The 20,266-nt window shown below is 56.1% G+C and carries 42 protein-coding genes; 35 read left to right on the top strand and 7 right to left on the bottom strand.

Features of this window, described 5'->3' with window-relative positions; translation table 11 throughout:
- The first annotated feature begins 424 nt into the window (after window positions 1-424).
- From G1C95_RS05610 to G1C95_RS05440, 35 genes are all read left to right on the top strand, one after another.
- Complete coding sequence (locus G1C95_RS05610) at window positions 425-631, top strand: hypothetical protein (RefSeq protein ID WP_169171987.1); 207 nt, start codon at window positions 425-427, stop codon at window positions 629-631.
- 406 nt (window positions 632-1,037) lie between these two features.
- Entirely contained in the window at window positions 1,038-1,250 is a 213-nt protein-coding gene (locus G1C95_RS05605) for a hypothetical protein (RefSeq protein WP_169171986.1), read from the top strand.
- 3 nt (window positions 1,251-1,253) lie between these two features.
- A complete protein-coding gene (locus G1C95_RS05600) occupies window positions 1,254-1,493 on the top strand; it encodes a DivIVA domain-containing protein (protein WP_169171985.1) in 240 nt (79 codons plus the stop codon).
- Window positions 1,490-2,002, top strand: a complete 513-nt coding sequence (locus G1C95_RS05595) for a hypothetical protein (RefSeq protein ID WP_169171984.1) — start codon at window positions 1,490-1,492, stop codon at window positions 2,000-2,002. Before G1C95_RS05600 ends, G1C95_RS05595 begins: the two co-directional genes overlap by 4 nt.
- Window positions 2,002-2,658, top strand: a complete 657-nt coding sequence (locus G1C95_RS05590) for an ERF family protein (protein WP_169171983.1) — start codon at window positions 2,002-2,004, stop codon at window positions 2,656-2,658. The genes G1C95_RS05595 and G1C95_RS05590 overlap by 1 nt, the downstream gene beginning before the upstream one ends.
- Entirely contained in the window at window positions 2,655-3,725 is a 1,071-nt protein-coding gene (locus tag G1C95_RS05585; RefSeq protein ID WP_169171982.1) for a hypothetical protein, read from the top strand. The genes G1C95_RS05590 and G1C95_RS05585 overlap by 4 nt, the downstream gene beginning before the upstream one ends.
- The gene (locus G1C95_RS05580) at window positions 3,725-4,321 is read left to right on the top strand and encodes a single-stranded DNA-binding protein (RefSeq protein ID WP_169171981.1); all 597 of its coding nucleotides are present in this window, start codon (window positions 3,725-3,727) and stop codon (window positions 4,319-4,321) included. Before G1C95_RS05585 ends, G1C95_RS05580 begins: the two co-directional genes overlap by 1 nt.
- Window positions 4,302-4,574 carry a hypothetical protein gene (locus G1C95_RS05575; RefSeq protein WP_169171980.1) on the top strand — a complete coding sequence of 91 codons (273 nt, stop codon included), beginning with the start codon at window positions 4,302-4,304 and terminating at the stop codon, window positions 4,572-4,574. Before G1C95_RS05580 ends, G1C95_RS05575 begins: the two co-directional genes overlap by 20 nt.
- 317 nt (window positions 4,575-4,891) lie before the next feature.
- On the top strand, window positions 4,892-5,356 hold the full coding sequence (locus G1C95_RS05570) for a RusA family crossover junction endodeoxyribonuclease (RefSeq protein WP_169171979.1): 465 nt from the start codon (window positions 4,892-4,894) through the stop codon (window positions 5,354-5,356).
- Window positions 5,357-5,359: 3 nt separating this feature from the next.
- Window positions 5,360-5,767 (top strand): hypothetical protein, encoded by a 408-nt coding sequence (locus G1C95_RS05565; RefSeq protein WP_169171978.1) that lies wholly within the window; start codon window positions 5,360-5,362, stop codon window positions 5,765-5,767.
- A 67-nt stretch (window positions 5,768-5,834) separates the two neighbouring features.
- Entirely contained in the window at window positions 5,835-6,050 is a 216-nt protein-coding gene (locus G1C95_RS05560; RefSeq protein WP_169171977.1) for a hypothetical protein, read from the top strand.
- Window positions 6,044-6,361 carry a hypothetical protein gene (locus G1C95_RS05555; protein WP_169171976.1) on the top strand — a complete coding sequence of 106 codons (318 nt, stop codon included), beginning with the start codon at window positions 6,044-6,046 and terminating at the stop codon, window positions 6,359-6,361. Before G1C95_RS05560 ends, G1C95_RS05555 begins: the two co-directional genes overlap by 7 nt.
- Before the next feature lie 13 nt (window positions 6,362-6,374).
- Window positions 6,375-6,599, top strand: coding sequence for a hypothetical protein (locus G1C95_RS05550; RefSeq protein ID WP_169171975.1), 225 nt, complete (start codon window positions 6,375-6,377; stop codon window positions 6,597-6,599).
- 2 nt (window positions 6,600-6,601) lie between these two features.
- Complete coding sequence (locus tag G1C95_RS05545) at window positions 6,602-6,829, top strand: hypothetical protein (protein WP_169171974.1); 228 nt, start codon at window positions 6,602-6,604, stop codon at window positions 6,827-6,829.
- A gap of 12 nt (window positions 6,830-6,841) precedes the next feature.
- Window positions 6,842-7,762 (top strand): hypothetical protein, encoded by a 921-nt coding sequence (locus tag G1C95_RS05540; protein ID WP_169171973.1) that lies wholly within the window; start codon window positions 6,842-6,844, stop codon window positions 7,760-7,762.
- Window positions 7,759-7,986 (top strand): WhiB family transcriptional regulator, encoded by a 228-nt coding sequence (locus G1C95_RS05535; RefSeq protein WP_169171972.1) that lies wholly within the window; start codon window positions 7,759-7,761, stop codon window positions 7,984-7,986. Before G1C95_RS05540 ends, G1C95_RS05535 begins: the two co-directional genes overlap by 4 nt.
- Window positions 7,965-8,516, top strand: a complete 552-nt coding sequence (locus G1C95_RS05530; protein ID WP_169171971.1) for a hypothetical protein — start codon at window positions 7,965-7,967, stop codon at window positions 8,514-8,516. Before G1C95_RS05535 ends, G1C95_RS05530 begins: the two co-directional genes overlap by 22 nt.
- Window positions 8,506-8,736, top strand: coding sequence for a hypothetical protein (locus G1C95_RS05525; protein ID WP_169171970.1), 231 nt, complete (start codon window positions 8,506-8,508; stop codon window positions 8,734-8,736). Before G1C95_RS05530 ends, G1C95_RS05525 begins: the two co-directional genes overlap by 11 nt.
- A gap of 327 nt (window positions 8,737-9,063) precedes the next feature.
- On the top strand, window positions 9,064-9,426 hold the full coding sequence (locus G1C95_RS05520; protein ID WP_169171969.1) for a hypothetical protein: 363 nt from the start codon (window positions 9,064-9,066) through the stop codon (window positions 9,424-9,426).
- Window positions 9,423-10,145 carry a hypothetical protein gene (locus G1C95_RS05515; RefSeq protein WP_169171968.1) on the top strand — a complete coding sequence of 241 codons (723 nt, stop codon included), beginning with the start codon at window positions 9,423-9,425 and terminating at the stop codon, window positions 10,143-10,145. Before G1C95_RS05520 ends, G1C95_RS05515 begins: the two co-directional genes overlap by 4 nt.
- Window positions 10,142-10,390, top strand: a complete 249-nt coding sequence (locus tag G1C95_RS05510) for a hypothetical protein (protein WP_169171967.1) — start codon at window positions 10,142-10,144, stop codon at window positions 10,388-10,390. The genes G1C95_RS05515 and G1C95_RS05510 overlap by 4 nt, the downstream gene beginning before the upstream one ends.
- Window positions 10,387-10,752 carry a nucleoside triphosphate pyrophosphohydrolase family protein gene (locus G1C95_RS05505; protein ID WP_240947448.1) on the top strand — a complete coding sequence of 122 codons (366 nt, stop codon included), beginning with the start codon at window positions 10,387-10,389 and terminating at the stop codon, window positions 10,750-10,752. The genes G1C95_RS05510 and G1C95_RS05505 overlap by 4 nt, the downstream gene beginning before the upstream one ends.
- A 16-nt stretch (window positions 10,753-10,768) precedes the next feature.
- Window positions 10,769-11,098 (top strand): hypothetical protein, encoded by a 330-nt coding sequence (locus tag G1C95_RS05500; RefSeq protein ID WP_169171966.1) that lies wholly within the window; start codon window positions 10,769-10,771, stop codon window positions 11,096-11,098.
- Complete coding sequence (locus G1C95_RS05495) at window positions 11,091-11,414, top strand: hypothetical protein (protein WP_169171965.1); 324 nt, start codon at window positions 11,091-11,093, stop codon at window positions 11,412-11,414. The genes G1C95_RS05500 and G1C95_RS05495 overlap by 8 nt, the downstream gene beginning before the upstream one ends.
- Window positions 11,411-11,800 (top strand): DUF3310 domain-containing protein, encoded by a 390-nt coding sequence (locus G1C95_RS05490; RefSeq protein WP_169171964.1) that lies wholly within the window; start codon window positions 11,411-11,413, stop codon window positions 11,798-11,800. The genes G1C95_RS05495 and G1C95_RS05490 overlap by 4 nt, the downstream gene beginning before the upstream one ends.
- 72 nt (window positions 11,801-11,872) lie before the next feature.
- Window positions 11,873-12,736, top strand: coding sequence for a hypothetical protein (locus tag G1C95_RS05485; protein WP_169171963.1), 864 nt, complete (start codon window positions 11,873-11,875; stop codon window positions 12,734-12,736).
- Window positions 12,733-13,029: a hypothetical protein gene (locus G1C95_RS05480; protein WP_169171962.1), complete on the top strand. Its 297-nt coding sequence runs from the start codon at window positions 12,733-12,735 to the stop codon at window positions 13,027-13,029. Before G1C95_RS05485 ends, G1C95_RS05480 begins: the two co-directional genes overlap by 4 nt.
- On the top strand, window positions 13,019-13,168 hold the full coding sequence (locus G1C95_RS05475) for a hypothetical protein (RefSeq protein WP_169171961.1): 150 nt from the start codon (window positions 13,019-13,021) through the stop codon (window positions 13,166-13,168). Before G1C95_RS05480 ends, G1C95_RS05475 begins: the two co-directional genes overlap by 11 nt.
- A gap of 14 nt (window positions 13,169-13,182) precedes the next feature.
- Window positions 13,183-13,734 (top strand): hypothetical protein, encoded by a 552-nt coding sequence (locus tag G1C95_RS05470; RefSeq protein WP_169171960.1) that lies wholly within the window; start codon window positions 13,183-13,185, stop codon window positions 13,732-13,734.
- The gene (locus G1C95_RS05465) at window positions 13,706-13,951 is read left to right on the top strand and encodes a hypothetical protein (protein WP_169171959.1); all 246 of its coding nucleotides are present in this window, start codon (window positions 13,706-13,708) and stop codon (window positions 13,949-13,951) included. Before G1C95_RS05470 ends, G1C95_RS05465 begins: the two co-directional genes overlap by 29 nt.
- Complete coding sequence (locus tag G1C95_RS05460; protein WP_169171958.1) at window positions 13,948-14,334, top strand: hypothetical protein; 387 nt, start codon at window positions 13,948-13,950, stop codon at window positions 14,332-14,334. The genes G1C95_RS05465 and G1C95_RS05460 overlap by 4 nt, the downstream gene beginning before the upstream one ends.
- 15 nt (window positions 14,335-14,349) lie before the next feature.
- Window positions 14,350-14,577, top strand: a complete 228-nt coding sequence (locus G1C95_RS05455) for a DUF6582 domain-containing protein (protein ID WP_240947447.1) — start codon at window positions 14,350-14,352, stop codon at window positions 14,575-14,577.
- A 5-nt stretch (window positions 14,578-14,582) separates the two neighbouring features.
- Entirely contained in the window at window positions 14,583-14,906 is a 324-nt protein-coding gene (locus G1C95_RS05450) for a hypothetical protein (RefSeq protein ID WP_169171957.1), read from the top strand.
- Between the two features lie 8 nt (window positions 14,907-14,914).
- Window positions 14,915-15,418, top strand: a complete 504-nt coding sequence (locus G1C95_RS05445) for a hypothetical protein (RefSeq protein WP_169171956.1) — start codon at window positions 14,915-14,917, stop codon at window positions 15,416-15,418.
- A gap of 3 nt (window positions 15,419-15,421) precedes the next feature.
- Window positions 15,422-15,622, top strand: a complete 201-nt coding sequence (locus tag G1C95_RS05440) for a hypothetical protein (protein WP_169171955.1) — start codon at window positions 15,422-15,424, stop codon at window positions 15,620-15,622.
- A 237-nt stretch (window positions 15,623-15,859) separates the two neighbouring features.
- Here the strand turns inward: G1C95_RS05440 and G1C95_RS05435 are convergent, their stop codons facing one another.
- The 7 genes from G1C95_RS05435 to G1C95_RS05405 form a co-directional block, all read right to left on the bottom strand.
- Window positions 15,860-16,429 (bottom strand): hypothetical protein, encoded by a 570-nt coding sequence (locus tag G1C95_RS05435; RefSeq protein WP_169171954.1) that lies wholly within the window; start codon window positions 16,427-16,429, stop codon window positions 15,860-15,862.
- A complete protein-coding gene (locus G1C95_RS05430) occupies window positions 16,429-17,379 on the bottom strand; it encodes a hypothetical protein (RefSeq protein WP_169171953.1) in 951 nt (316 codons plus the stop codon). Before G1C95_RS05430 ends, G1C95_RS05435 begins: the two co-directional genes overlap by 1 nt.
- Window positions 17,380-17,457: 78 nt before the next feature.
- Window positions 17,458-17,820, bottom strand: a complete 363-nt coding sequence (locus tag G1C95_RS05425) for a hypothetical protein (protein ID WP_169171952.1) — start codon at window positions 17,818-17,820, stop codon at window positions 17,458-17,460.
- 171 nt (window positions 17,821-17,991) lie between these two features.
- Window positions 17,992-18,390 carry a hypothetical protein gene (locus G1C95_RS05420; RefSeq protein ID WP_169171951.1) on the bottom strand — a complete coding sequence of 133 codons (399 nt, stop codon included), beginning with the start codon at window positions 18,388-18,390 and terminating at the stop codon, window positions 17,992-17,994.
- Between the two features lie 304 nt (window positions 18,391-18,694).
- On the bottom strand, window positions 18,695-19,057 hold the full coding sequence (locus G1C95_RS05415) for a hypothetical protein (RefSeq protein ID WP_169171949.1): 363 nt from the start codon (window positions 19,055-19,057) through the stop codon (window positions 18,695-18,697).
- Between the two features lie 232 nt (window positions 19,058-19,289).
- Window positions 19,290-19,721, bottom strand: coding sequence for a helix-turn-helix domain-containing protein (locus G1C95_RS05410; RefSeq protein ID WP_169171947.1), 432 nt, complete (start codon window positions 19,719-19,721; stop codon window positions 19,290-19,292).
- Between the two features lie 9 nt (window positions 19,722-19,730).
- Window positions 19,731-20,045 carry a hypothetical protein gene (locus G1C95_RS05405; protein ID WP_169171946.1) on the bottom strand — a complete coding sequence of 105 codons (315 nt, stop codon included), beginning with the start codon at window positions 20,043-20,045 and terminating at the stop codon, window positions 19,731-19,733.
- Between the last annotated feature and the right edge of the window lie 221 nt (window positions 20,046-20,266).

Genomic DNA, 20,266 nt, shown 5'->3' with positions numbered 1-20,266 from the left:
GCTGCACCGGTTTTCTGAGAATCTTCGAATGCGTGACGTACTTGAGGAGAACCGTGGCCGTATGCCCTTCCGGTATGGAGAAGCGCCCGTACATTCTCGCGTCCTTGCCCAGGCTCACCGCGTTGAGCGTGTTGAGCGGGTGTTCCTCGATGCGGCCGGGTTCCGCGATGGAAAGCGTGAGGTCGTATGGGATCGCGCCCTCCACTCCCGAAATGTTCACGTCGAATACGACGCGAGGCCCGGATGCGTCCAATATGTTCGCGCTGATCCCGAAGTTGACTATCGGCGCAGATCCCTCGGTTCGGAGTATCTGCCATACGAGGCCGATGAACGACAGTCCGGAGAAGGCGAACGTCGCCCAATCCACCCAAGTCAACATCCACTCCTTTCACCCTGTCCACAATCACATTAACGGAGGCGCAAGATGCCGGAACAAAACAACCAGACAATCAGCGACCGTTTGAGTATGAGGCGTATCGATTCGCGGTTCGAAGAGCTCGGCCAGCAGATCGTCGCGCATGACAATTGCGCGTACAGGGACTTCAAGAGACTCGCGGGCATGATCCTGGCCGGTTTCGCCATACTGCTCGCTGCGGTGCTTGCCGGCGGACATGCCGGAGGCAAAGGTTAAAGGCTTGTCCTCAATGTCATCGGATATTCGCAAACAATCAATAAACCATTACGGGACATGGTGCTTGCGCGTATCCACGTTGTCACCGGTGATGTTGGGGGCGTGCGACAAGGACAGTCGTTAACACCGGTTGGCGGGTTCAAATTATTCGATTGCATGGCATTGGGTTGTTTGAGCATACAGCCCGCCAACTACGGGAGGGGCAGGTTTGCCCCCGGTTGGATCGCACGATGGTCATGGCGTGCGGCGTAAGACCGGGAGACCGTTCGACTCGGTCACCGTCCACGCAAAAAGAAGAGAGGCCTTGCAGGCGTCGTTGCGGCGACGTTTGCCCTGTAGGTCTCTCCCGAGAAATCAATCCATAAGAAAGGAATCCAATGAACAGTCTACCACCAGTGGGAGGTGCATGTTGGGAAGGCGCGGCGATGACCGGATACAGGTGCTCGTCCCGTTCGAGGTGTGGGGTCAGCGCACGGCGTGCGAACGCCTCAACGTCGGCCCGGACGCTTTGAAACGGGATTACGGCGACCTGTTCCGCAAGCAGGGAAGCAAGAAGGTTCTCGCATCAGACGCGGCAAGGGAACGCTTCTACCAGATATGCCCGCCATGGGAGGAATAAAAAATGAGTAACCCGGCACTGTTGACACCCAACGACGTGAGACAGGCGGTGTTCCAGACGCACAGGATCCGCGAGGGCTACGACATTCAGGAGGTCGATGACCTCTTGGAGAAGGTCGAGGTCACCATCAAGGAACTGTGGAAGGAAAACCAGCGGCTGACTAACCGCCTGACCGAGTTGACCGGCGAACAGCCGGACAACGACAAGACAATCGAACTATTTCTAAGGAAGAGCTACCTATGAGCGACAACATTGAAATCAGCGACATCATGGACGGCAACATCAGCGTCCCAGAAGCGGCCGGCAGGAAGTTCAAACTGCGCGCCATCAAGGATCGCGCCGCCGCATTGGAGAAAAGCTACGACCGGTACCTCGATGACAAGCTCGACTCGGGCGAATCGTTGAACGTGGTCATCGACGGCCAGGTGTACGGGCGTTTGGAGAAGACGCGCGGCAACGGTTCCACCGATCCGAGGGTGAAGGACAAGCTCGCCTTGGCGAACTGGCTGCATTCGAAGGGCTACGACGATGACGTGTACCCGGTGCCGTACCCCAAGGAGACGGCGTTGAAGAAGGCGTTCCTTGAGAAGGTCATCGAGGAAACCGGTGAACTGCCTGACGGCGTGGAGATGGGTTCGAGCCGCGGCCCGCAATTGCGCCTCACCACTGATAAGAGCAAGGTCGCGGAAATCTGGCAGCGCAGCACACTGCCCGAATCTCAGCTGCTGCTCGACAACGGCGGTGAACTCTGATGGCGGCTCCAATTGTTGAGAAGTCGAAGACCGCGAACGCGGGCCGCTTCTCCTACAACTACGCAAGCCTTGCCGACACGCTTCGCGTCGTGCATGAGCTGTTCGACCCCATCGAAATCAAGAACGATCAGATCGTCATGGACTGGCCTTGGGAGGATGGTTCGGTTCGTCCCACCTTGGTCATGGTCACCCAGTGGCGTCATGTTCCCGAAGGTGACGGCAGGCCTGATCCGAACGAGGGTTGGTCTGAACCGTCGGGGCATGTGCGTGTGAGGTCTGCCGGCGGCAACAGTCCCGCTCAGGCGGACGGCATCGGCATCAGCTATGCGAAAAGGTACAGCATCCAGCTCACGTTCGGTATCGCCGCCGACGATACGGACGAGATGCCGAACGTGCCACAGCAGCAGGAGCGTCAGCCGAAGCCGAGCACAACCCAGCAGTCGCAGTCGATCAACGCATTATTCCACTCGTTGGGAGTGACCGACCGGTTGCAGGCTTGCACCCTGTATTTGGCGGCTTTGGCGGGCCAGCCTATCGAGAAGGCCAGTGATCTGAACGATATTCAGGCGGAGACGGTCATCAAATATTTGACCAAGCAGATGAACGCCATCGCGCAGCAGCGCGCTCAGGCGGCAAAGGAAGGACAACAGCAATGAGCAAGCAAGTTGAATACGCGGATGCGAAGCCGGGCATGTGGGCCGTGTTCGACGTCGAAAAGGATAAGGACGATGTAATCAAGGTAGGCCATTACATGGGTGAATTGCATGAGATGATTCACGAGCTTGGCGACCTCGATCTTCTCAGCTTGTTCTTCAATGGCTGCAAGGCTCCGAAGGAATCCGTGCTGATAGTTGATTGCTGCGGGAAGAAACTGCCGGCTTTGATCGACGGCCAGTACGATGACCACTTCCGGGTGAAGAACCTGAAAGTGTATGAGAATAATTTCGAAGCCTCAATATCCTTCCTGAATAGCCGTCCGAAGGAAAAAGAACGCATCGATGACTGGAAGCAGGTGCGTGACGGCGATATCGTGCATTTCTTCCATGTGAACGATGAGGAAAAGAAGCTCAGCGGCCCCGCCTCCCATGTGAACGAGTTCGACTGGTGCTGGTGCTACATCTACGGTGTCTCTATCAGAACGATTACTTGGGTGTTCGACTACGCGACCCGCGAGAAGGAACGCCGTTGTCCCAAAGGGCCTGAGGGCCCATCGGAGGACAAGCCCGTTAAGGAAGCTGAAGACGTTGCGGCCAACAGTAAGGCGAATGGTTTCACTCCGGGTTTCTGGCGCGCTGGGAATGATAGCGTCTGGGTTTACGACGGCGCGTGCTTCACTCCCATTAGGGACAAGGATGGGAACTACACGCATGGCAGTCCGGTGAATGCCGACATGTTCATGCGTATCGCCCGCCGTGAGCGCCTGTTCCCGTTCACGAAGATCCTCTACATGGAGAAGCCCGTTGAGGCGACCACGTCCGTTGACGACCCGAACCTCAATGGCGACAGAATCCCCGACAAGCCGGGATTGTGGAAGGCCGCTACCGGCAGCGTCTGGTATTACGACGGGTACAACTATAGGCCGATCACGGATCATAACGGCGGGTACGCTCCTTCCTATGCTCAGGGCCCTGTGAAGTTCCTTGAGACTTCGCGCGAGGCTGGTCGTTTCCCGTTCACCCGCATGAAGCTGGTCTATGATGCTGATGTGAAGGCTGGTGTGTGATGGCTGGGGAGACTGTTGTCACCATCGTGGGTAATCTGACCGCCGACCCTGAGCTTAGGACGTTGCAGAACGGTTCGAACGTGGCTTCATTCACGATAGCCAGCACGCCGCGTAACTGGAATCGTCAGACGAACCAGTATGAGGATGGTCAGGCGTTGTTCCTGCGCTGCTCGGCTTGGCGTGACATGGCCGCGCATTGCGCGCAAACCTTGTGCAAGGGTATGCGCGTGATAGCGCAGGGCCGTTTGCAGCAGCGCTCGTATACGGCGAAGGATGGTTCGCAGCGTACGGCCTTGGAGTTGCAGGTGGATGAAATCGGCCCGTCATTGCGTTATGCGACGGCTCAGGTTCAACGCCAGCAGACCGGTCAGGGCTTCCAAGGCGGCGGCTACCAGAACAATCAAGGCTTCCAGAACAACAATGCTGGTGCTGGTTTCACGCAGAACGGGCCAACGTTCGGCGCGCCAAACCAGTCGGCCCAGCCGCCCATCCCGGCCACGCCAAGCGATCCGTTCAGCCAGCAGGCGGTTGCCACGCCGTCGAATGACCCGTGGTCGGCACCGCAATCGGGGGTGGATGATGACCCGGCCTTCTGACGACCCCAGCTGGCATGAGTCCTGCGAACGCATGGCCGCACTCACCGAACTGCTGCTTACCGAGAAGCAGACGGGGGAGTGGGTGGGACTGCCGTTCGAGTTCAGCAGCTATGAGACGGCGTGCGTCGCCATGGACTACGTGCGCCTCCGCTTCAAAAAGCTGCACCCGGACATGCGGTTCGACTGGCAGAAAGACCCCGATTACATCGCGGTCAGGGAATGCCGTGTGATGGCGAGGGCGTACCCGCGATGATGGAATGGCAATTCCGAATCCTGTACAAGGTGTTCTGCGAGCACCCCTCGTTCCGTTCCGCGCTCCACCACAGTGATGTCGAACTGTGGGAGAGGTTCAATCGCGGGCCGCGATATCTGATCAGACCAAGCGGGGAGATGTTCTTCTCATGGCATTGAACCCATTGATCCAAGAGGAACCGCCCGACCGTGAACTGTGCCCGATACACGGGTGCCCGATATATCCGTTCCGGCTTATCCCGTGCCCGGAATGCGAGTTGGAGAAACTGACCGAGGACGCCGACGACCGGTGTTCCGACCCCGTTGACTGGAGTCCAAATGAGTGAAACGAACAATGGGCGCATATTCACCTGTTCGGTGCAGCACATGCTGCCGATAACCAAGGGCAGTGTGAAACCCTACACCGTAGGCCACGGCCGCGCCATGCCGGATGATGACCGGTTGGACGGCTGGCAGAGGGCCGTGGCGTTGACCGCGAACGCGGTCATGCGGGCCGAGGGGTTGAAGCCCTACGACTGTCCCCTGATGGAAAGCATCGTGTTCCGTATGCCACGGCCGAAGAAACCAATGTTCGAGGTGCCGGCAACGAAAACAGCGAAAGCCCGTGGCGGCGGGGACTTGGACAAGCTGGTGCGCGCCGTCAACGACGGTTTACAGGAGGGCGGCGTCATGGTCGAAGACTCCCGTATCTACGGTTTCAACACTGTGTTGAAGCTCTACGCAGACCGTGAACATCCAATCGGCGCGACCATCGCCCTCACGCCAATGACAGGAGAGGAATAACCAATGAGCTACGACGTTTATGTGGCACACCCCGACGTAGCGGAAACACTGCTCGACAAGTGCTGCGGCGAGTGGGAAGAGAAAATACAGGACTACTCGCCGTACGACCCATGCTACTACGGCGTCCGATCCCATATAACAAGCAACTATTCCCGTCTGCTCACAGCCTACAACGTGCATCCTTTGGACGATATGGACGGGCATACAGGCAAGGAAGTCGCCGCGATGGTCAATAAGGCCTTCGAGGAAATGGACAAGACACCACAATACGTGCTGGAAGACCTGTATTTCCGCGACAAGGATGGACTGCTCATCACGTGGGGCAGCGTCAAGGAATGCGGGATGTGGCTGTTGGGCCTGAAAGCGTACTGCGAACGGCATGAAGACTACAAGGTGTGGGTGCGGGTCTAGTGGAAACCGTGGTGTTCGTCCTGATATTGGCGGCAATCGTATTCATCGCATGGATCGGAAGTAAATAATGAACACGCTAATCATAATCGTGCTAACCATAGCTGCGGTCGGTGGTCTCGTCATTATCGCAGGCCTGTGCGCGTTAATCGCCGATAATGACGATCTGGGCATGAGACTCTACTGCGTCGGCGGAGCGATCATAATGCTCTCCATAGTGGTGATGATCGGCGGCATTTGCGTGGGCTTTCTAGCTGGCGAACTGCCGGAGGTGGAATCATGCTGAGACTGCTCCCATGCCCCGGTTGCAGCAGCATTCCACGCCTCGCCTATCGGAAACGGATGGGGCCGTTCACCAGCATCCACTATGGCCTGACCGTCTCGTTCCCGGCATCCCAATACATCATCGAATGGGATTGGAACCACAGGGGCAACCGTATTCGCGGCATTCGCATCCCCACCTACGGGTGGTGCGTCAGATGCCGGTGCGGCGGCAGTGAATACGCGGTCGGATGCCGCACGACAAGCCGTGAGGTGTTGGGCGCATGGAACCGGTACGCGGCCACGCACACAAGCTTGGAAGACATCACATTCTGAAAGGAGACTTCATATGAAAGACGATATGAAATGGGTGCGCAGGACGATCATCGTTCTCGGGTTGCTTCTCCTGTTCGCTTTCCACGTGCTCCTGTTCATCACATGGTTCGGAAACATGTTCGGACTACTGCACACCCCGGATGGTGGGATTGCCGCCAGTGTGTTCCTCGGCGGAGCGACGCTGTGTGCGGCCGATAGCGGCATCGCGGTGATGGTGACTGACAGGGGAGGTTTCTGATCATGGAGAACATGCTTGTCGCCGGGACGCTGATCGCGGTGTTCTTCTGCCTCATAGGCTCCGGAGTCTGCTGGGTCATGTCGCTCGTTTTCTATTGGCTGTTCGACAACGACGACCTGTCGAATCGGTTGGAAGCCGCAACCGGAATCTTCCTAGCGGCCTTGGTGCCCGTGCTTGGCATAGCCATGATGGTCGGCATAGCCGCTTCGATTCTTGCAGAAATGAATTAAAAGAGGTGTCTGATGCGTATTCGGACGATCAAGCCGTCCATGTGGCGCAGTGAGGACTTCACGAGCCTGAGCGACTTCGAGCAGCTGTTGTTCATCGGTTTGCTGAACTACGTGGATGATAACGGGGTCGGCGTGTACGACCCCGTGTACATCGCGTCCGATCTGTTCGCGCATCGTCTTGCGAAGGATGCTTCTGGAACCCTCCAGAAAATTACTGGAGGCCTCCAGAAAATGTCCGAACTGGGTATGGCGCAGATTTACGAGGCGAAAGTATTAGGCAAAACGAAGCAGCTTGTCTATTTAACGAATTGGGACAAACACCAGAAGATCAACAAGCCGTCACGCTCCGATCTTCCGAGGCCCGATGAAACGGAACCGCGTGATTCCAACGATTCTGAGACTTCTGGAATATTCCAGAAAAATTCTGGAGGGCTCCAGAAAAATTCTGGAGGGCTCCGTGAGGGCTCCGGAAAAATTCTCGCTGGAATAAGGAATAAGGAGGGGAATAAGGAAGAGGAAGTTAATACTTCTTGTTGTTGTTCAACTTACGTAAGTTCCGCGCGCGAAAACGAAAACGAACAACAACAACAAGATTCAGATTCCGATTCCGAGATCCCCCACGACTGGACGCCGAGCAAGGCGGACATGGAGTTTGCGAGGTCGATGGGCGTCAAGCCGGATGACGAGGTGGCCGGGTTCGTGGCCTTCAACCGACGCAACCACCGGCGCAGCCCGGACTGGTCGCAGGAGTGGCGGGGCTGGATACGCCGCAACCCGAAGGCCAAGCCGCGCAACAGGGGCAAGCCCAGCGAGGCCGACATAGGCCGCGAGGCCGAGGCCAACGGGTTGGACGAATCGCAGACGTGGAACTACCGGCGACTGCGCTTCCAAGGCCTAGGCGAACAGGCGGCACTACGGGAGGTGACCCAATGAGCGGGTGGCGCGAACACGCGAACTGCCGTGGCGTGGACACGGAACTGTTCTTCTCCAAAAAAGCCGCCGACAAGCGCATGGCGGCACGCTTCTGCCGCGAATGCCCGGTCAGACGGCAGTGCGGCGAATACGCGGACACGCATCGCTTCGAGGGCTACTCGACGTGCGGGATGTGGGGCGGCGTAAGCCGCAATCAGAAGGGATGGAGGAAATCATGGCTGTGAACGTGACCCAACGCGACATGGCGTTGGACGAGGTGATCCAGCACTTGGCGGAACTCAAGGCGGACAACGAGCTATCGGTGTCGGAATTGAGCCTTGTGAACCGGCTCATGTCGTGGATACGCGGGCGGAAGGGCTATTCAGGTTCGATGCCGTTGGAGGTCGAGAATCAGTCCGAGGATCATAAACCGTCCTTAGACGGGCGGAAAACACCCGACATGAACAATGACCCAAGTTCAACCAGAAAACCCGTTGACGACCCCAAAGAATCGGTTTGCGGGGCACTTGCAGTGGATACGCAGACCGTGGAACGCATCTTCGTCACCGTCATGCACGGCGACCCGCAGTACCGGAAACTCTACGGCGTCGAACACCGGGCCGATGCCGAACGCCTCTTCCGAAAATGGCTGCTCAAATGCGTGACGAATGCATATTTGAAAGGCGCGGAGCTCGCCATCAAGAAAGTCAGGGAAACGCCAATATCAATCCCCAACCCATACGCCTACTACGGAGGAGACCCCAATGACCAGTGACGCCGACGATGGTACAAGCATTCCCGAAATAAGGGATCAAGTGCTCAAGTACTCGGTGCAAGACCTGAAAAGGCTCATGTTCGAAAAAGAGGCGGCAAGCGACTACAGGGCCATGCAATACTACGCCCTGCGTTCAATCGCCAGCACTCTGTACGCAATCGCTTTGATGAAAAGGGAAGAAATTGAAAACAGTAAAAACCAGAATCAAACGACTGTCTAACCGATTCCGCCCATTCCTGAAAGAGGAATGGCTGAACCTCATAATCGTCGTGCTATACGCGCTGATGACCATATACAACATCATCAGGGCCGTCAACGGCAGCGAGATCGAATACGTGAACTATGCGATCCTGTACGCCACGCTCACGATCACATGGATCGGATACACGCACGAAAACCACTGCTTTCTAACCGTCTGCGAGCAAAGGGATTTGTTCCGTGCTCAAAGGGACTTATTCATCGAAACGCTCAGATATATCCGCCGGTACGTCAGGAATGAATACGGCGATGAAATGAGCGTGAAATTGGACGGGAAAAGGATCGTCTGATGCAGATCAAAAAACACCAGATAAAGAAAATCGAATCACGGACGGCACTCGACACCGTGAAAACGCAAATCGAATACGTAAAAAACGATGAAACCGAACTGCTAGTCCTCGACATGGCACCAGAACAGGCATACGAGCTATGCCGGCAACTGGCGGAGAAAATCAGACGTTTCGCGAACACGGGGCCGATACCACAGAAATACGGATTGTATCGGGACAACCACGGCCACCTCTGGGCGCACACTCCCGACGAATGGCAGTGTCTGGACGAGAACTTCATCGTCATGTACACGGCAAAAGCACCGGACAGCATATTCCTGCCGATGACACGAATCGACACTACAAGAAAGGAACAGGAATGAGCAAGCAGAACCGTCAGGAAACCACAACCATGCTGTCGGAGCTGCTGGAAAAACGATTAAGCAGCCGAGGCCTGTTCTGGAGCCGCGAAGTATCGTTCGACAAAGGCACCCCACAGGAACGTCGCATCGACTTCATGAGCTTCAAACCGTTCACCCCGAACTATGCGATAGAACCAACGAGCGTGGAATGCGGCACATTCTCCTGCTACGAGGTCAAATCCTGCATGGCCGACTTCACCAGCGGCCACGGACTGACCTTCTACGGGGACGCGAACTATCTGGTCACCACGCGCGAACTCGCCCAGCAGCTACAGCAACAATCATTGATCCCACGTGAAATCAATGAAGTTCTCGTACCGCACTCGACCGGCAAGTATCTCGTCAAAATGTACGGAAGCCCCAGCTTCGGGGCGCAATCCTATCGTCGCCGCCCGGCATCGGAACTCCTGTGGGCCATGGTTCACGCCAACAGCATCTACAGCCTCACCTATCTGGAAAAAGACCTCCGCCCGAGCGAGAGAGAACGGGAACTCTACGAACAGTGGATAAGCCGCAAGCCCACAGAAGAGGAAATCAAAGCAGCCGCCCAAATATACGCCCAAACCAAGCGTTACGGCGAATGGGTTGGCATGAAAACAAGCCGCAAGGACGAATGCCTGACCATGGCCGAAGCAATGTTAAACGCCGCGCGAAACGCAACCGAGAAGGAGTACGCATGAGCATCGCCGGAACCGAAGCCAAGGAATACGCCGACGCTCATTCTGATGGCGACCCATTCCGGTGGATCGCCCACATGGAAGGATACGTGGCCGGACGCTGCGCCGAACCCACCGAAGCGGAGATAGAAGACGCGGCGCTGGCGATACGCCACGGACGCAAGGTCAGCGACGGCCTATCAATGAACATCTGTCGCGAATATGCGCGCATCGCACTCAACGCCGCACGAAGGAGAATACAGCTATGACAAAGAGAATCGCCGGAATATTCCAACGACTGCGCCGACTCTTCAGGAAGCACGGCAAACGCAAGCCCGACTTGGAAAAGGTCTGGTCGGACAGCATCATCCACCACGGGCCGACCATGATGAGCGTCATTTGCATGGAGGAGAACGCCGAACTGATCCAAGCCATATCGAAAATGCTCCGAGGCAAGGACGCGCGAGCCAACCTCGTTGAGGAAATGGCAGACACACAAATCTGCCACCACCTGCTGCAGGAAATGTACGGAATAAGCGACCGGGAAGTGCAGGAGGTCATCGTGCAGAAAACACTCCGCGAACAACAGCGAATGCACGACAGCAGGGAAATAGCGAAACAACAGGCGTAAGGAAAGGACGACAACAATGATTAACTGCTTTGATATTGAAAAAACCACGGAAGGCATTCGCCTAACATTAAGCGACCTGAGCGAAGGCGTGACATTCAAGGCCGTCATAAACAGTTATATGGCTGAGACAATCGCGGAAGAAATCACCAAAAGAATAAAACGGGGAACGGAATTGCCGCTGCCTACAGAACCGGGCTTCTACCGAGACAAGGAAAACGATCTATGGATTTTGACCGATAGCGGGGAATGGTACAGCATCGCCCAAGGCGGATTTGACATGCAAGCGCTTCCGGAAAGCGAAGCGAATAAGTACTACCCATTCCGAAGGGTGGAAGTCGATGATTAACGAAAGCCATGTCACTCAAATGGGCGACCTAGTCAGGATAGGGTTCACCGACGAATCAGGCCTCATCACCTTCACGTCCATGCCAAGAAACATCGCCGGACAGGTCTGCGAGCAACTCAACAAGCTTTTTCACCCTGACGACGGCATGTCGCTGCCGACCACGTCCGGCGTGTACCGGGATCGCGACAATGCCATATGGAGCCTCAACAACGACTTGGAATGGTCGGTGCTTGACGAAGCCAACGGCACAATGTGCGCAATGGGCGACGATAAAGCGGCGCGCTATGTGCCATTCAGAAAGCTGGAATCGAAATGAGCGACATCAACCACCCGCAGCATTACGGGCAAGGCCCATTCGAGTGCATCGAACTATCCGGCTTGTACGACTTCTGCATGGGCAACGCGATCAAATACGTGTGGCGGCACAAGCTCAAGGGCCAGCCGGTAAAGGACTTGAGGAAGGCCCTATGGTATCTCAACCACACCAAGGGCGAACATGGCCTAGGCGAGGCCACCGCGATGGTCACATGGATACCGCTCGGCGGCTGCGCGCGACTGGCAGACATGCTCGACCAGCTCACAGAAGCCAACTGGGCCGACGCGACACCCTTCTGGAAGGCATTGGAGGACAATGACCTCGCCGGGTGCATCACAGCCGTGGAACAGCTCATACGGGCGGAAGAGCGCACCACGCCAAGCTGAGACAACCGGTGAGACAAGTGATATAAAGAACGGGTATGCTCCAACGGCCATTGCCGGGCGGGAGCATACCCATTGACCACAAGCACCATCCGCTGCTGCAACTGCGTCAACCCCACCAGCAGTAAAACCAAGAAGCTCTGCACTGACTGCCAACGCCGGCTCACAGACCTTTTGGAATGGTTCGACCGCACAGGCCCCGACCTAGAGGCCAACATCAACAAGGCCTACCGGCACACCGCCAACAATCAGGGCGGCGGGGGAGCGGGGCGCGCCACCGCGCCACTGCCCGTCAACACCGTGATGTTCGACTTCCTCGAAACCGAGTTGAAGCCCGAACTCTACGGGTACGCCACATGTCTGCAAGTCAACACGATCCACTTGCACACCGTGCGCCAGCTCGCCCACGCGATCCGCGCCAACAACCACCTCATGGAAAACGGCGCAACACCCGAATATCTGCGCATACTCACGAAACTGCGCATCAAGGCCGAACAACTGCTCGACCCCGAACAGGACAAGCCCATCATCCTAGGCCCATGCCCCGGCTACACGCGCGATAACCAGCCCTGCAACACGAGCCTGAGGGTGGCGGACGGGCAGACGAGCGTGAAATGCCCCACCTGCGGCAGCGAATGGACGGTCAACGCCCTCCGGGAACGCCAACGCCAACTCCTTTTGGACACGGACATCACCAGTACCATCACCGGAATCCACCAGAAGCTCGCGGACTGCGGCATCCTCACGGGCAAGACCACCATCCGCAAATGGGCCGACCGGGGCCAACTACCCATCCAAGGCGAACAGGACGGGCATAAAACCTACAGGCTCTCCGACGCATACCTTCTGGCGACGCGCAGCAAACGCAGCATCGACAGCATCTGGCACCTCATAGCAGAACGAAACCATAGTGAAGAACAGGAGAAAACCAAGCAATGAGCAACAACGACGACAATTACGCGCGCAAAACGATCCGCAAGGACGGTTGCCAGTACTGCGCACGCAATCCAAACCTGCTCTGCTATACGAGCCGTGAGGCGGCGGAACAGACAATCGGCATGGTCGAAGACAAGCTCACGAGCATATTCAACGACCAGCCCAAACAGAAAACCATCGAATACTGCCGCAACTGCAACTACTACCACGTCAAAGACGCGAAGGGCGGCAGGAATGACCAGCAAGGCACTCAGGGACAAAATCATCAAATGGCACCAACAAGGCATGAGCGTTGACGAAACAATGAAGGCATTGGGCCCATGCGGCATCACCGAAAGGGAAGTCATCGACATCATCCGCCATACCACGCCACGCCAAATGAAAGCCGCCATGGCGTCACCCGACTTCATCGAACCCCAACTCGACATCGACTAAGGAGCAAACACGCAATGGGCCACATCGACAACACCGGCACCTGCGACACCCTGAAATGCAATCAGGAAGGCGAACTCGCGGAAATCTACCGTTCCACCACGTTCTTCACATCAATGAGCGGCATCGCACGCGAAATTGAGTTCCGTGAATACCAGACGCTCACACAAATGCGCCAAGCCGCCACCCTGTACCAGATCTACGAGGCCGGCGACGGAACAAAAGGACTTGACATGAGCGTCGCCGACTTCACGGACACGGAGGCGGTCACCTTCATGGGCCATATCGAAACCAACGACATCACGCCCGATCATCTGACCTGCCCGCACGCGCTCATATTCCTCGCCGAAGGCCACACTCAACCTGAAATCTGCGCGCACGAGGCCACGCATGTCGCCCAACTGTTCCACAACATCGACATCACCCACGGGCGCAAGACACGAATCAGACTCTCCAACGAGGAACTGCCCTATCTTGTGGGCGACATCATGCACGGCATGGACGAAGCCGGAATCATCAACGACCAATGGAAGAACAACAATGAGCAGCCAACCACCATCCAAGAATGAAATACACGCCATCATCGATGAAATAACGGAACAGTATTGGAACACCATGCGCCTTCTGGCGACATTCTCCACACCACCGCACAGTCTGGCACCAACCGCCGCAGAAGAGGACACCGAAACCAAACAAACAATCGAAAACTGGGTGAACAACGGCGTCAAACCAACATTGGCAACACCGGAACTCACGAAAAACCTATTAGGGAAGGAACGGCAATGAACATCAGCACGCCAGTCAAACACCCATGGCAGCCCGCGAGATATGACCATGTGGAATCCACCGAAGCCTGGTTCTGGCGCGGACTATACGAACAGGCGCACAAAAGCCACGTCGAATGGCGGCGCGAAGCCAACGATCTGATGCGCCGACTGCAAGAAGAAGTTGACCACAACACCAGACTCGTGCGCGCCCTCGCAGATCAAGAGGAACAACCGTTCAACACCGCGCCGGTCGAACTCACGATAGGCAAGGCCGTCACAATCAACGGAAGCGACATCAGCAACATCGTCAGCTGCGAAGAAGGCATCAGCGTGGAATGCATGCAAGCCGATTACGCGATAGCCCGCATCCCCGTTGTCTGCGGGAAAGTAACAGTCGAGTGACAAGGAAAGCGAGGAATGATGGCTAAGCTCACGTCTCGTGGCCGTAAACGCATGAAATCAAGCCAGTTCGCCATACCATCACAACGCAAGTACCCGATCAACGATAGGGCGCACGCTCGCGCCGCACTATCCAGTGTGGCCCAGCATGGCACGCCAGCCGAAAAACAGAAGGTCAGAAAAGCGGTCAAACGCAAGTATCCGACCATGCAGGTAAACGGCATCAGCAAACGCAAAAGAAAGTGAAACCAATGGATGACACCATCGTAGACCTGCCCTTCACCGGCACCGTCATCGGCACCATCTGCACGGTGGACGCCAACAGCGAGTCCGTCAAAAAACTGTTCCCCAACCTCTCCAAACCACAGGAACAACAGGAGCCACCGGAACGCCAGCTCTACTTCAAAACCAAAGACGGCACCAAACACACCTTCAAAGGCTCTGTAGAAGTCAAAGACGACCATACGTTAACGGTCACGGTGCATGAATACGCCGTCGAATACCCGAACGGCAATAAAGCCATGCTGCGAATCTCCGCCCCCTCATTCACGGAGCCCCCTGCATCCATGGAGTAAGGAAACCCATGACCGACAGAAAATTCAACCGCATCGTCATCACGTCCCTACGGGGAGACGAATACCTCTATACCATGTTCCCTGAATTCTTCAAAGCAAAGGAAACACCAATGAGCGAACCCATCACGCAGACCATCACCGAATGGAACAAGATCGAAAACGGAGACACCATCATCTCCACCAACAACCTCAAATACCGTGTACTGAAGGTAATAGAACCGGATTACGGCGACAACACCATCATCGTAAGCATGGAACAGGAAGGCGAATGGCGATTCAACAAGGAATACTTCGACCACGCCGAACGTTTCCCCAAGCAATACCCTGAACCCAAGGAGCTGGGAGAATACGAAAGCCAGTACGGAAGCAAATTCGTCTGCATCCTTGACAAAACCCACAAGCGCCCGGAATGGATACGCATCTCATGCACAGCACAATCATCGATGACTTGGAAGCAGCTAGTGAACTCCTACGAAGACGAATTGCCGCTTGTAAAACTCAACAGGGAGTAGCCCATGCAGCAAGCCGAACCAACCAAACCCGGAGCCTACCGCGCCGCCAACGGCGCAATCCTAATGTGCACGCCCAACAAGGCCGCAGCCAAGGTCAAAACATGGCATTACCCGGACGACAGGGGCAATTACTGGGCGGCGGACTGGGCGTATTTGCTGCAACGCTACCCGCAGTTTTTCCCACTCACACCACTGCGCGAATGACCTTATGACTACGTTAAACGTTAAACGTTAAACGTTGCAATAAGAGCACCAAAACAGCCCCCTAATGCCCCATAATCATAGGAAACAGCATTAAGGGGCTGTCTGATAGGTAGAATCATGCCCGATAAATGGAGAGGGCCACGGACGTTGCAACGTCCGCAGCCCAGCAAAAGGAATCTCAGGCATCTAGCAATGGCTTCGATTCATTAGAAAGTGTAACCCCGTGGCACCGGTCAATCAAGCAGCGTTCTCTGTTTCGCCCAACAGACGGTCAATCTCAGCCAACCGTTTCAGCAGACGCTCACGCTCGCCACGCAACAAGGATAATCGATCAGCCGGCTCCACCAGATCATACGAACCCTCGTCCAACAGGCGCAGCGCACCATACGGCAGGTCACGCACCTCAAGAACCACGTCGTCATCCACGCGGCCGATAATCGACCTACCACTGCGATCCGCGAACGCACCCTCGACAACCACCACGTTGTCGGCCAAACGCACGGGACTGTCCCAATCGGGGCGACACGCCAGCTCACGGTTAGCCAACACGATACCATCGAACGTCTTGAACTGTTTCGCATGAACGCGAATCGTGACCTTCGGGCCAGCCACGTCCGGTTCCTCCCAACCAAAAAACCGGGAGGCAAGGGCCTTCACACGCTCCGAATCACGCGCATCGAACCGCCACACCTTCTCACCTGCATCCCATCTGCCGTTGAGTTTCCGATACTCCGCGTTTGCATCCTCGCAGTACGGTGCAGTCAACACCACACGACCATTCTCCTCAACGATATTCACATCACACATCACGCACGCTCCTTATTTTCAGAATCATTATCGATACGGGCCACAATGTCGGCATTCGCGGGATCATGCCGCCAAGCACGACAATCGACCTCGACGTCATGCTCGAAACTCTCCAAATGGGCACGCATGGAAAACGCGTTTCGGACAGCGCCGAAGATATGCTGGCGGAAAAAGTAGACCAAGCACTCCGCACGCTTGAGGGGAAGATATTCCAAGCCTGGCCATGAGCTCATCTTTTCCCAAAAATCGCATTTCTCGTCGGCTTCCTGCGCGGCCCGCTTCACGCCCTCGCGCAACGCAAACAACGTGATCACATCATCGAACCGACCCTCATACCGCTGCCAAGGCTTTTCCCTTCCGGGCCAAGTGCTGTAAATGAGCGCGTCGATATAATCCTCGCCGAAGCTCAACCTGACATGGTCGGCGTCCTTGTCGCTGTCGCCCGTATCAACGGAGACATGCTCAACCAATCCGGCCGAACCGGCATCACCAGCCAACCGGGATGAAACCACCTCGCGAATATCGTTCACAAGACTCCGGCAGTCGAGTTCGGCTTTGACCAACCCGCAATCTTCCTCGATATAGCCCCTCAATCCACTCAACCGCCAGAACAGGTAACTGAACCGTTCGAACTGCATCGCATACGTGCGTTTCGGCCCGCACCAGCCCGGCGAAGTCTCACGCAGCCTCCTGGCCGCATTGCGCAAAGCGTAAAGACTTGCCACGTCATCGAACACGCGGACAATCGAATCACCGCCGCAATCCGCATAAAACGTGCTGCTCTTCACCCAACCGTCACCGAACTCGACGCTAATAGCACCCTTGCGGCACTTCAGACGAAGCTCCCTGGGCCAATCGCTTCCCTCATCACGCGGCGCGAGAAGACGCGCCTCACACAGGGTCTCGCGAAGATCCACCCTGATATCACGAACCAATGCTCCAGCATCCATTCCGAATCCTTTCACTTGTTCGCGCGCCTCTCCGCGCGCTCCAACTGCGCATGGCCCTGCACTGTGCATATACGTTGCCTAGAAGGCGCTGTACGAGCCATCGTCACACCCCATGCACAACCAACAAGGCAAACCGCTCATATCATGCGCCCGATGCGCCCCGCGACGCCCGCACGAATCACAACGATGCCCGGCACGCCGGGCGGGATAGCGGCGCTCCTCCTTCCTGGGATAGCCGAACACGTATTCGACCACATCCCTGCCGGTGAAAGGCTTGCTATACCCGGTGACACCCACGACCTGCGTATCACCGTTGGCCTTATGTACAACGTATTCGCTTTCGCCAGCCTCTTCGTAGCTTTCCTGCATTCGACGTGGGATGCGGATAATCCAGTCTCCGTCACGCCCCTTGGCCCACGTGCAGCGCGGATCGTTTACCATGAAAACTCCTTTCCTTGTTTCCTCAATGAAGTGCCGTGCCACCGTAGGCATGGCAATCCCGTGAAAAGTCTGTCGCACTGTTAGCAAGCCGTGCCAGCGAAGTCCCCAGACAAAGGAAAGGCGGACACGATTATATCGCATCCGCCATCGTTGAACAACTTTGCCGCACAGTCACATGCGGCCCAGTTCCTCCTTATCCTGTTCGTCACACTCGCGCAACGCCTGCTGCCAAGCATCCCAATCATCGGCACCACGCACGTGCGCGGCCTTCCAACGATTGTTCAACGTCTTCTTCACGCCCTGATCGGAATCGGACAATTGGAACTGCAACGTTCCGCGCGTCTGACGCCATTCGCCGCCGAACGGGCGATCCACCCACTCGAACTCGCCCTCGCCGCTCTTGTTCGTCGTGATCGACACGACATGACCCCACGGGTCACGCGCACCAACCGTCACATACGCGCCGCGCTCGTCATATGGCTCATTCCACTGCGACAGATCATATTCCAGCTTCGGCAGCTTCTCAACGCGCCGCTCTTCATTGCCCTGATCATCCAGGATCACAAACATCGTTTTACCTCCATAATGTTGTGCCCGCCCAACGTCTATGAGGCATTGGACGGGCGGTTAACGCTAACCCCACAACAGTGGGGAACACCATGTATCCCATACAAATTACGGAATCATCCCCACCAACGTGGGGAACATTATGCGACCCAAACGAATCTGCGGACATCTTCAAGGGATCACCCCACTAATGTGGGGAACGCTCCGAAGTTGAACAAATCAACATTCATCTTCAATGGGTCATCCCCGCAAGCGCGGGGAACAGGTATGAGAAACCATACCACAGTCGGCAAGGACACGCCCAAAATCAGACGTCAGTCCCGTCGGGCCAGACTATCCTCGCCGTATCCACGCGCACGCCATCATCGGTGAACACGGCACGTTGCAGATCATCCCATTCCTCACCATGACGCTCCACACAACCGGAGAGACGCCCACCGGCATAATGCACGAGACAGTCTAAACGCTTCAGATCATCAACCCACCCATACCACTTCGTACTATCCGACGTAACCTCAACGTCGAACACGTCTTCACCGTCGCCATGCGTCACCATGAACGACAGCGAGTCATCCGCCAACGTCTCCTCGACTCGGTTTGATACCACATTGATATCCGAGCCGAGCCCGCTGACGGTGAAACCGCCGCTGTAATCACTGTAATAACCCATGATTCAATCCTCCTTAATCAAACAATCTCAACACCGCTTGGCAGCATATCCATAGTCAGCAATTCTCCATCACGCGCCATGCAGTACAGCCAGACATGGAAACCCAAGCGCGCATGGCATCTGCCGCACACGGCCAGCCACAACCATTCCAGCCGTAATGAGGCCCACGCAACCGGCTCCCACATTTCACGGCCGTCATGCAACCCGACATACCGGTAGAAAACAGGAAGCATCAGTCACTCGCCCCCCCCAATTCCGCAAGTTCCATATCCAAGGCGCGCCGCTGCTCGTCCAACACGGCACGCTGTTCCAACAGGTGCTTGCGCCGCCGCTCACGCACCAATGAGGGAAAATGCGCGCGGGACACATCGAACAGCACATCGGGCTTGTAGAAGCCGTAGGCGCGCAACAGCATCGCAGCATCCTCCAAACTCAACGACTGCTTGCCCAGCTCGACACGGGAGATGAACCCTTGGGCCGACCCGAACGTGCGCCGATTATCCGCCAGCAACGGCACCACGTCCTTTTGCGTCAAACCGGCACTGTCACGCAACGTCGCCATAATCCAGCCGACCTTGTGGTTGAAATCACTCCGACCATCACCCTCAGCCGCCATGTCGGCCGTATCGGCCATGGGCACCTCGTTGAAACCATCCAACACCATTGCAATCACTCACCCTTCCAAAGATTTTTGAATAAAACCGGCTATGGCCTCAAGCTCACGCTCAACCGACCGCGCGAACTCCATGAACACCCCGTAATCAGACCGACAGTCGAACGACTCGCCCTTAAGAGAAAACCGGGCCACACCCTCGCAATCGAAACGAATGCGCGGAAAATCAAACCACTCATACGTGCCGCCATGCGGGTCGGCCAGCCAACCATCATCGGTTTTATACAGGCTGTAGTGCTCGGTACCGAAACCCCTCGTCTTCATACGCCGCTTGTTTGCGCATTCCTTGCAACGGAATGTGCCGAAATAATCCATCTCGCTGCACTCCCTGCACAGGAAACGCTTGCAATCAACGCACTCGCAGCACCCATTCCATTCCAGACCATCATCATCACGGATAACCCGCCCGCAACGGTCACAAACCAGCTGCTCCAATAAAATCACCCCTTAAAACAGGAGAGGCCACGCACAAGCGCAGCCCATAAGCCAGTAACAACTCTGAAAATCACTGAATTAAGAGAAAATTCAGAGAAAGC

Source organism: Bifidobacterium oedipodis (assembly GCF_012932425.1).
Taxonomy (GTDB): Bacteria; Actinomycetota; Actinomycetes; order Actinomycetales; family Bifidobacteriaceae; genus Bifidobacterium; species Bifidobacterium oedipodis.
The sequence above is the reverse complement of the archived record's forward strand: the minus strand, read 5'-3'. Positions and strand labels throughout refer to the sequence as shown.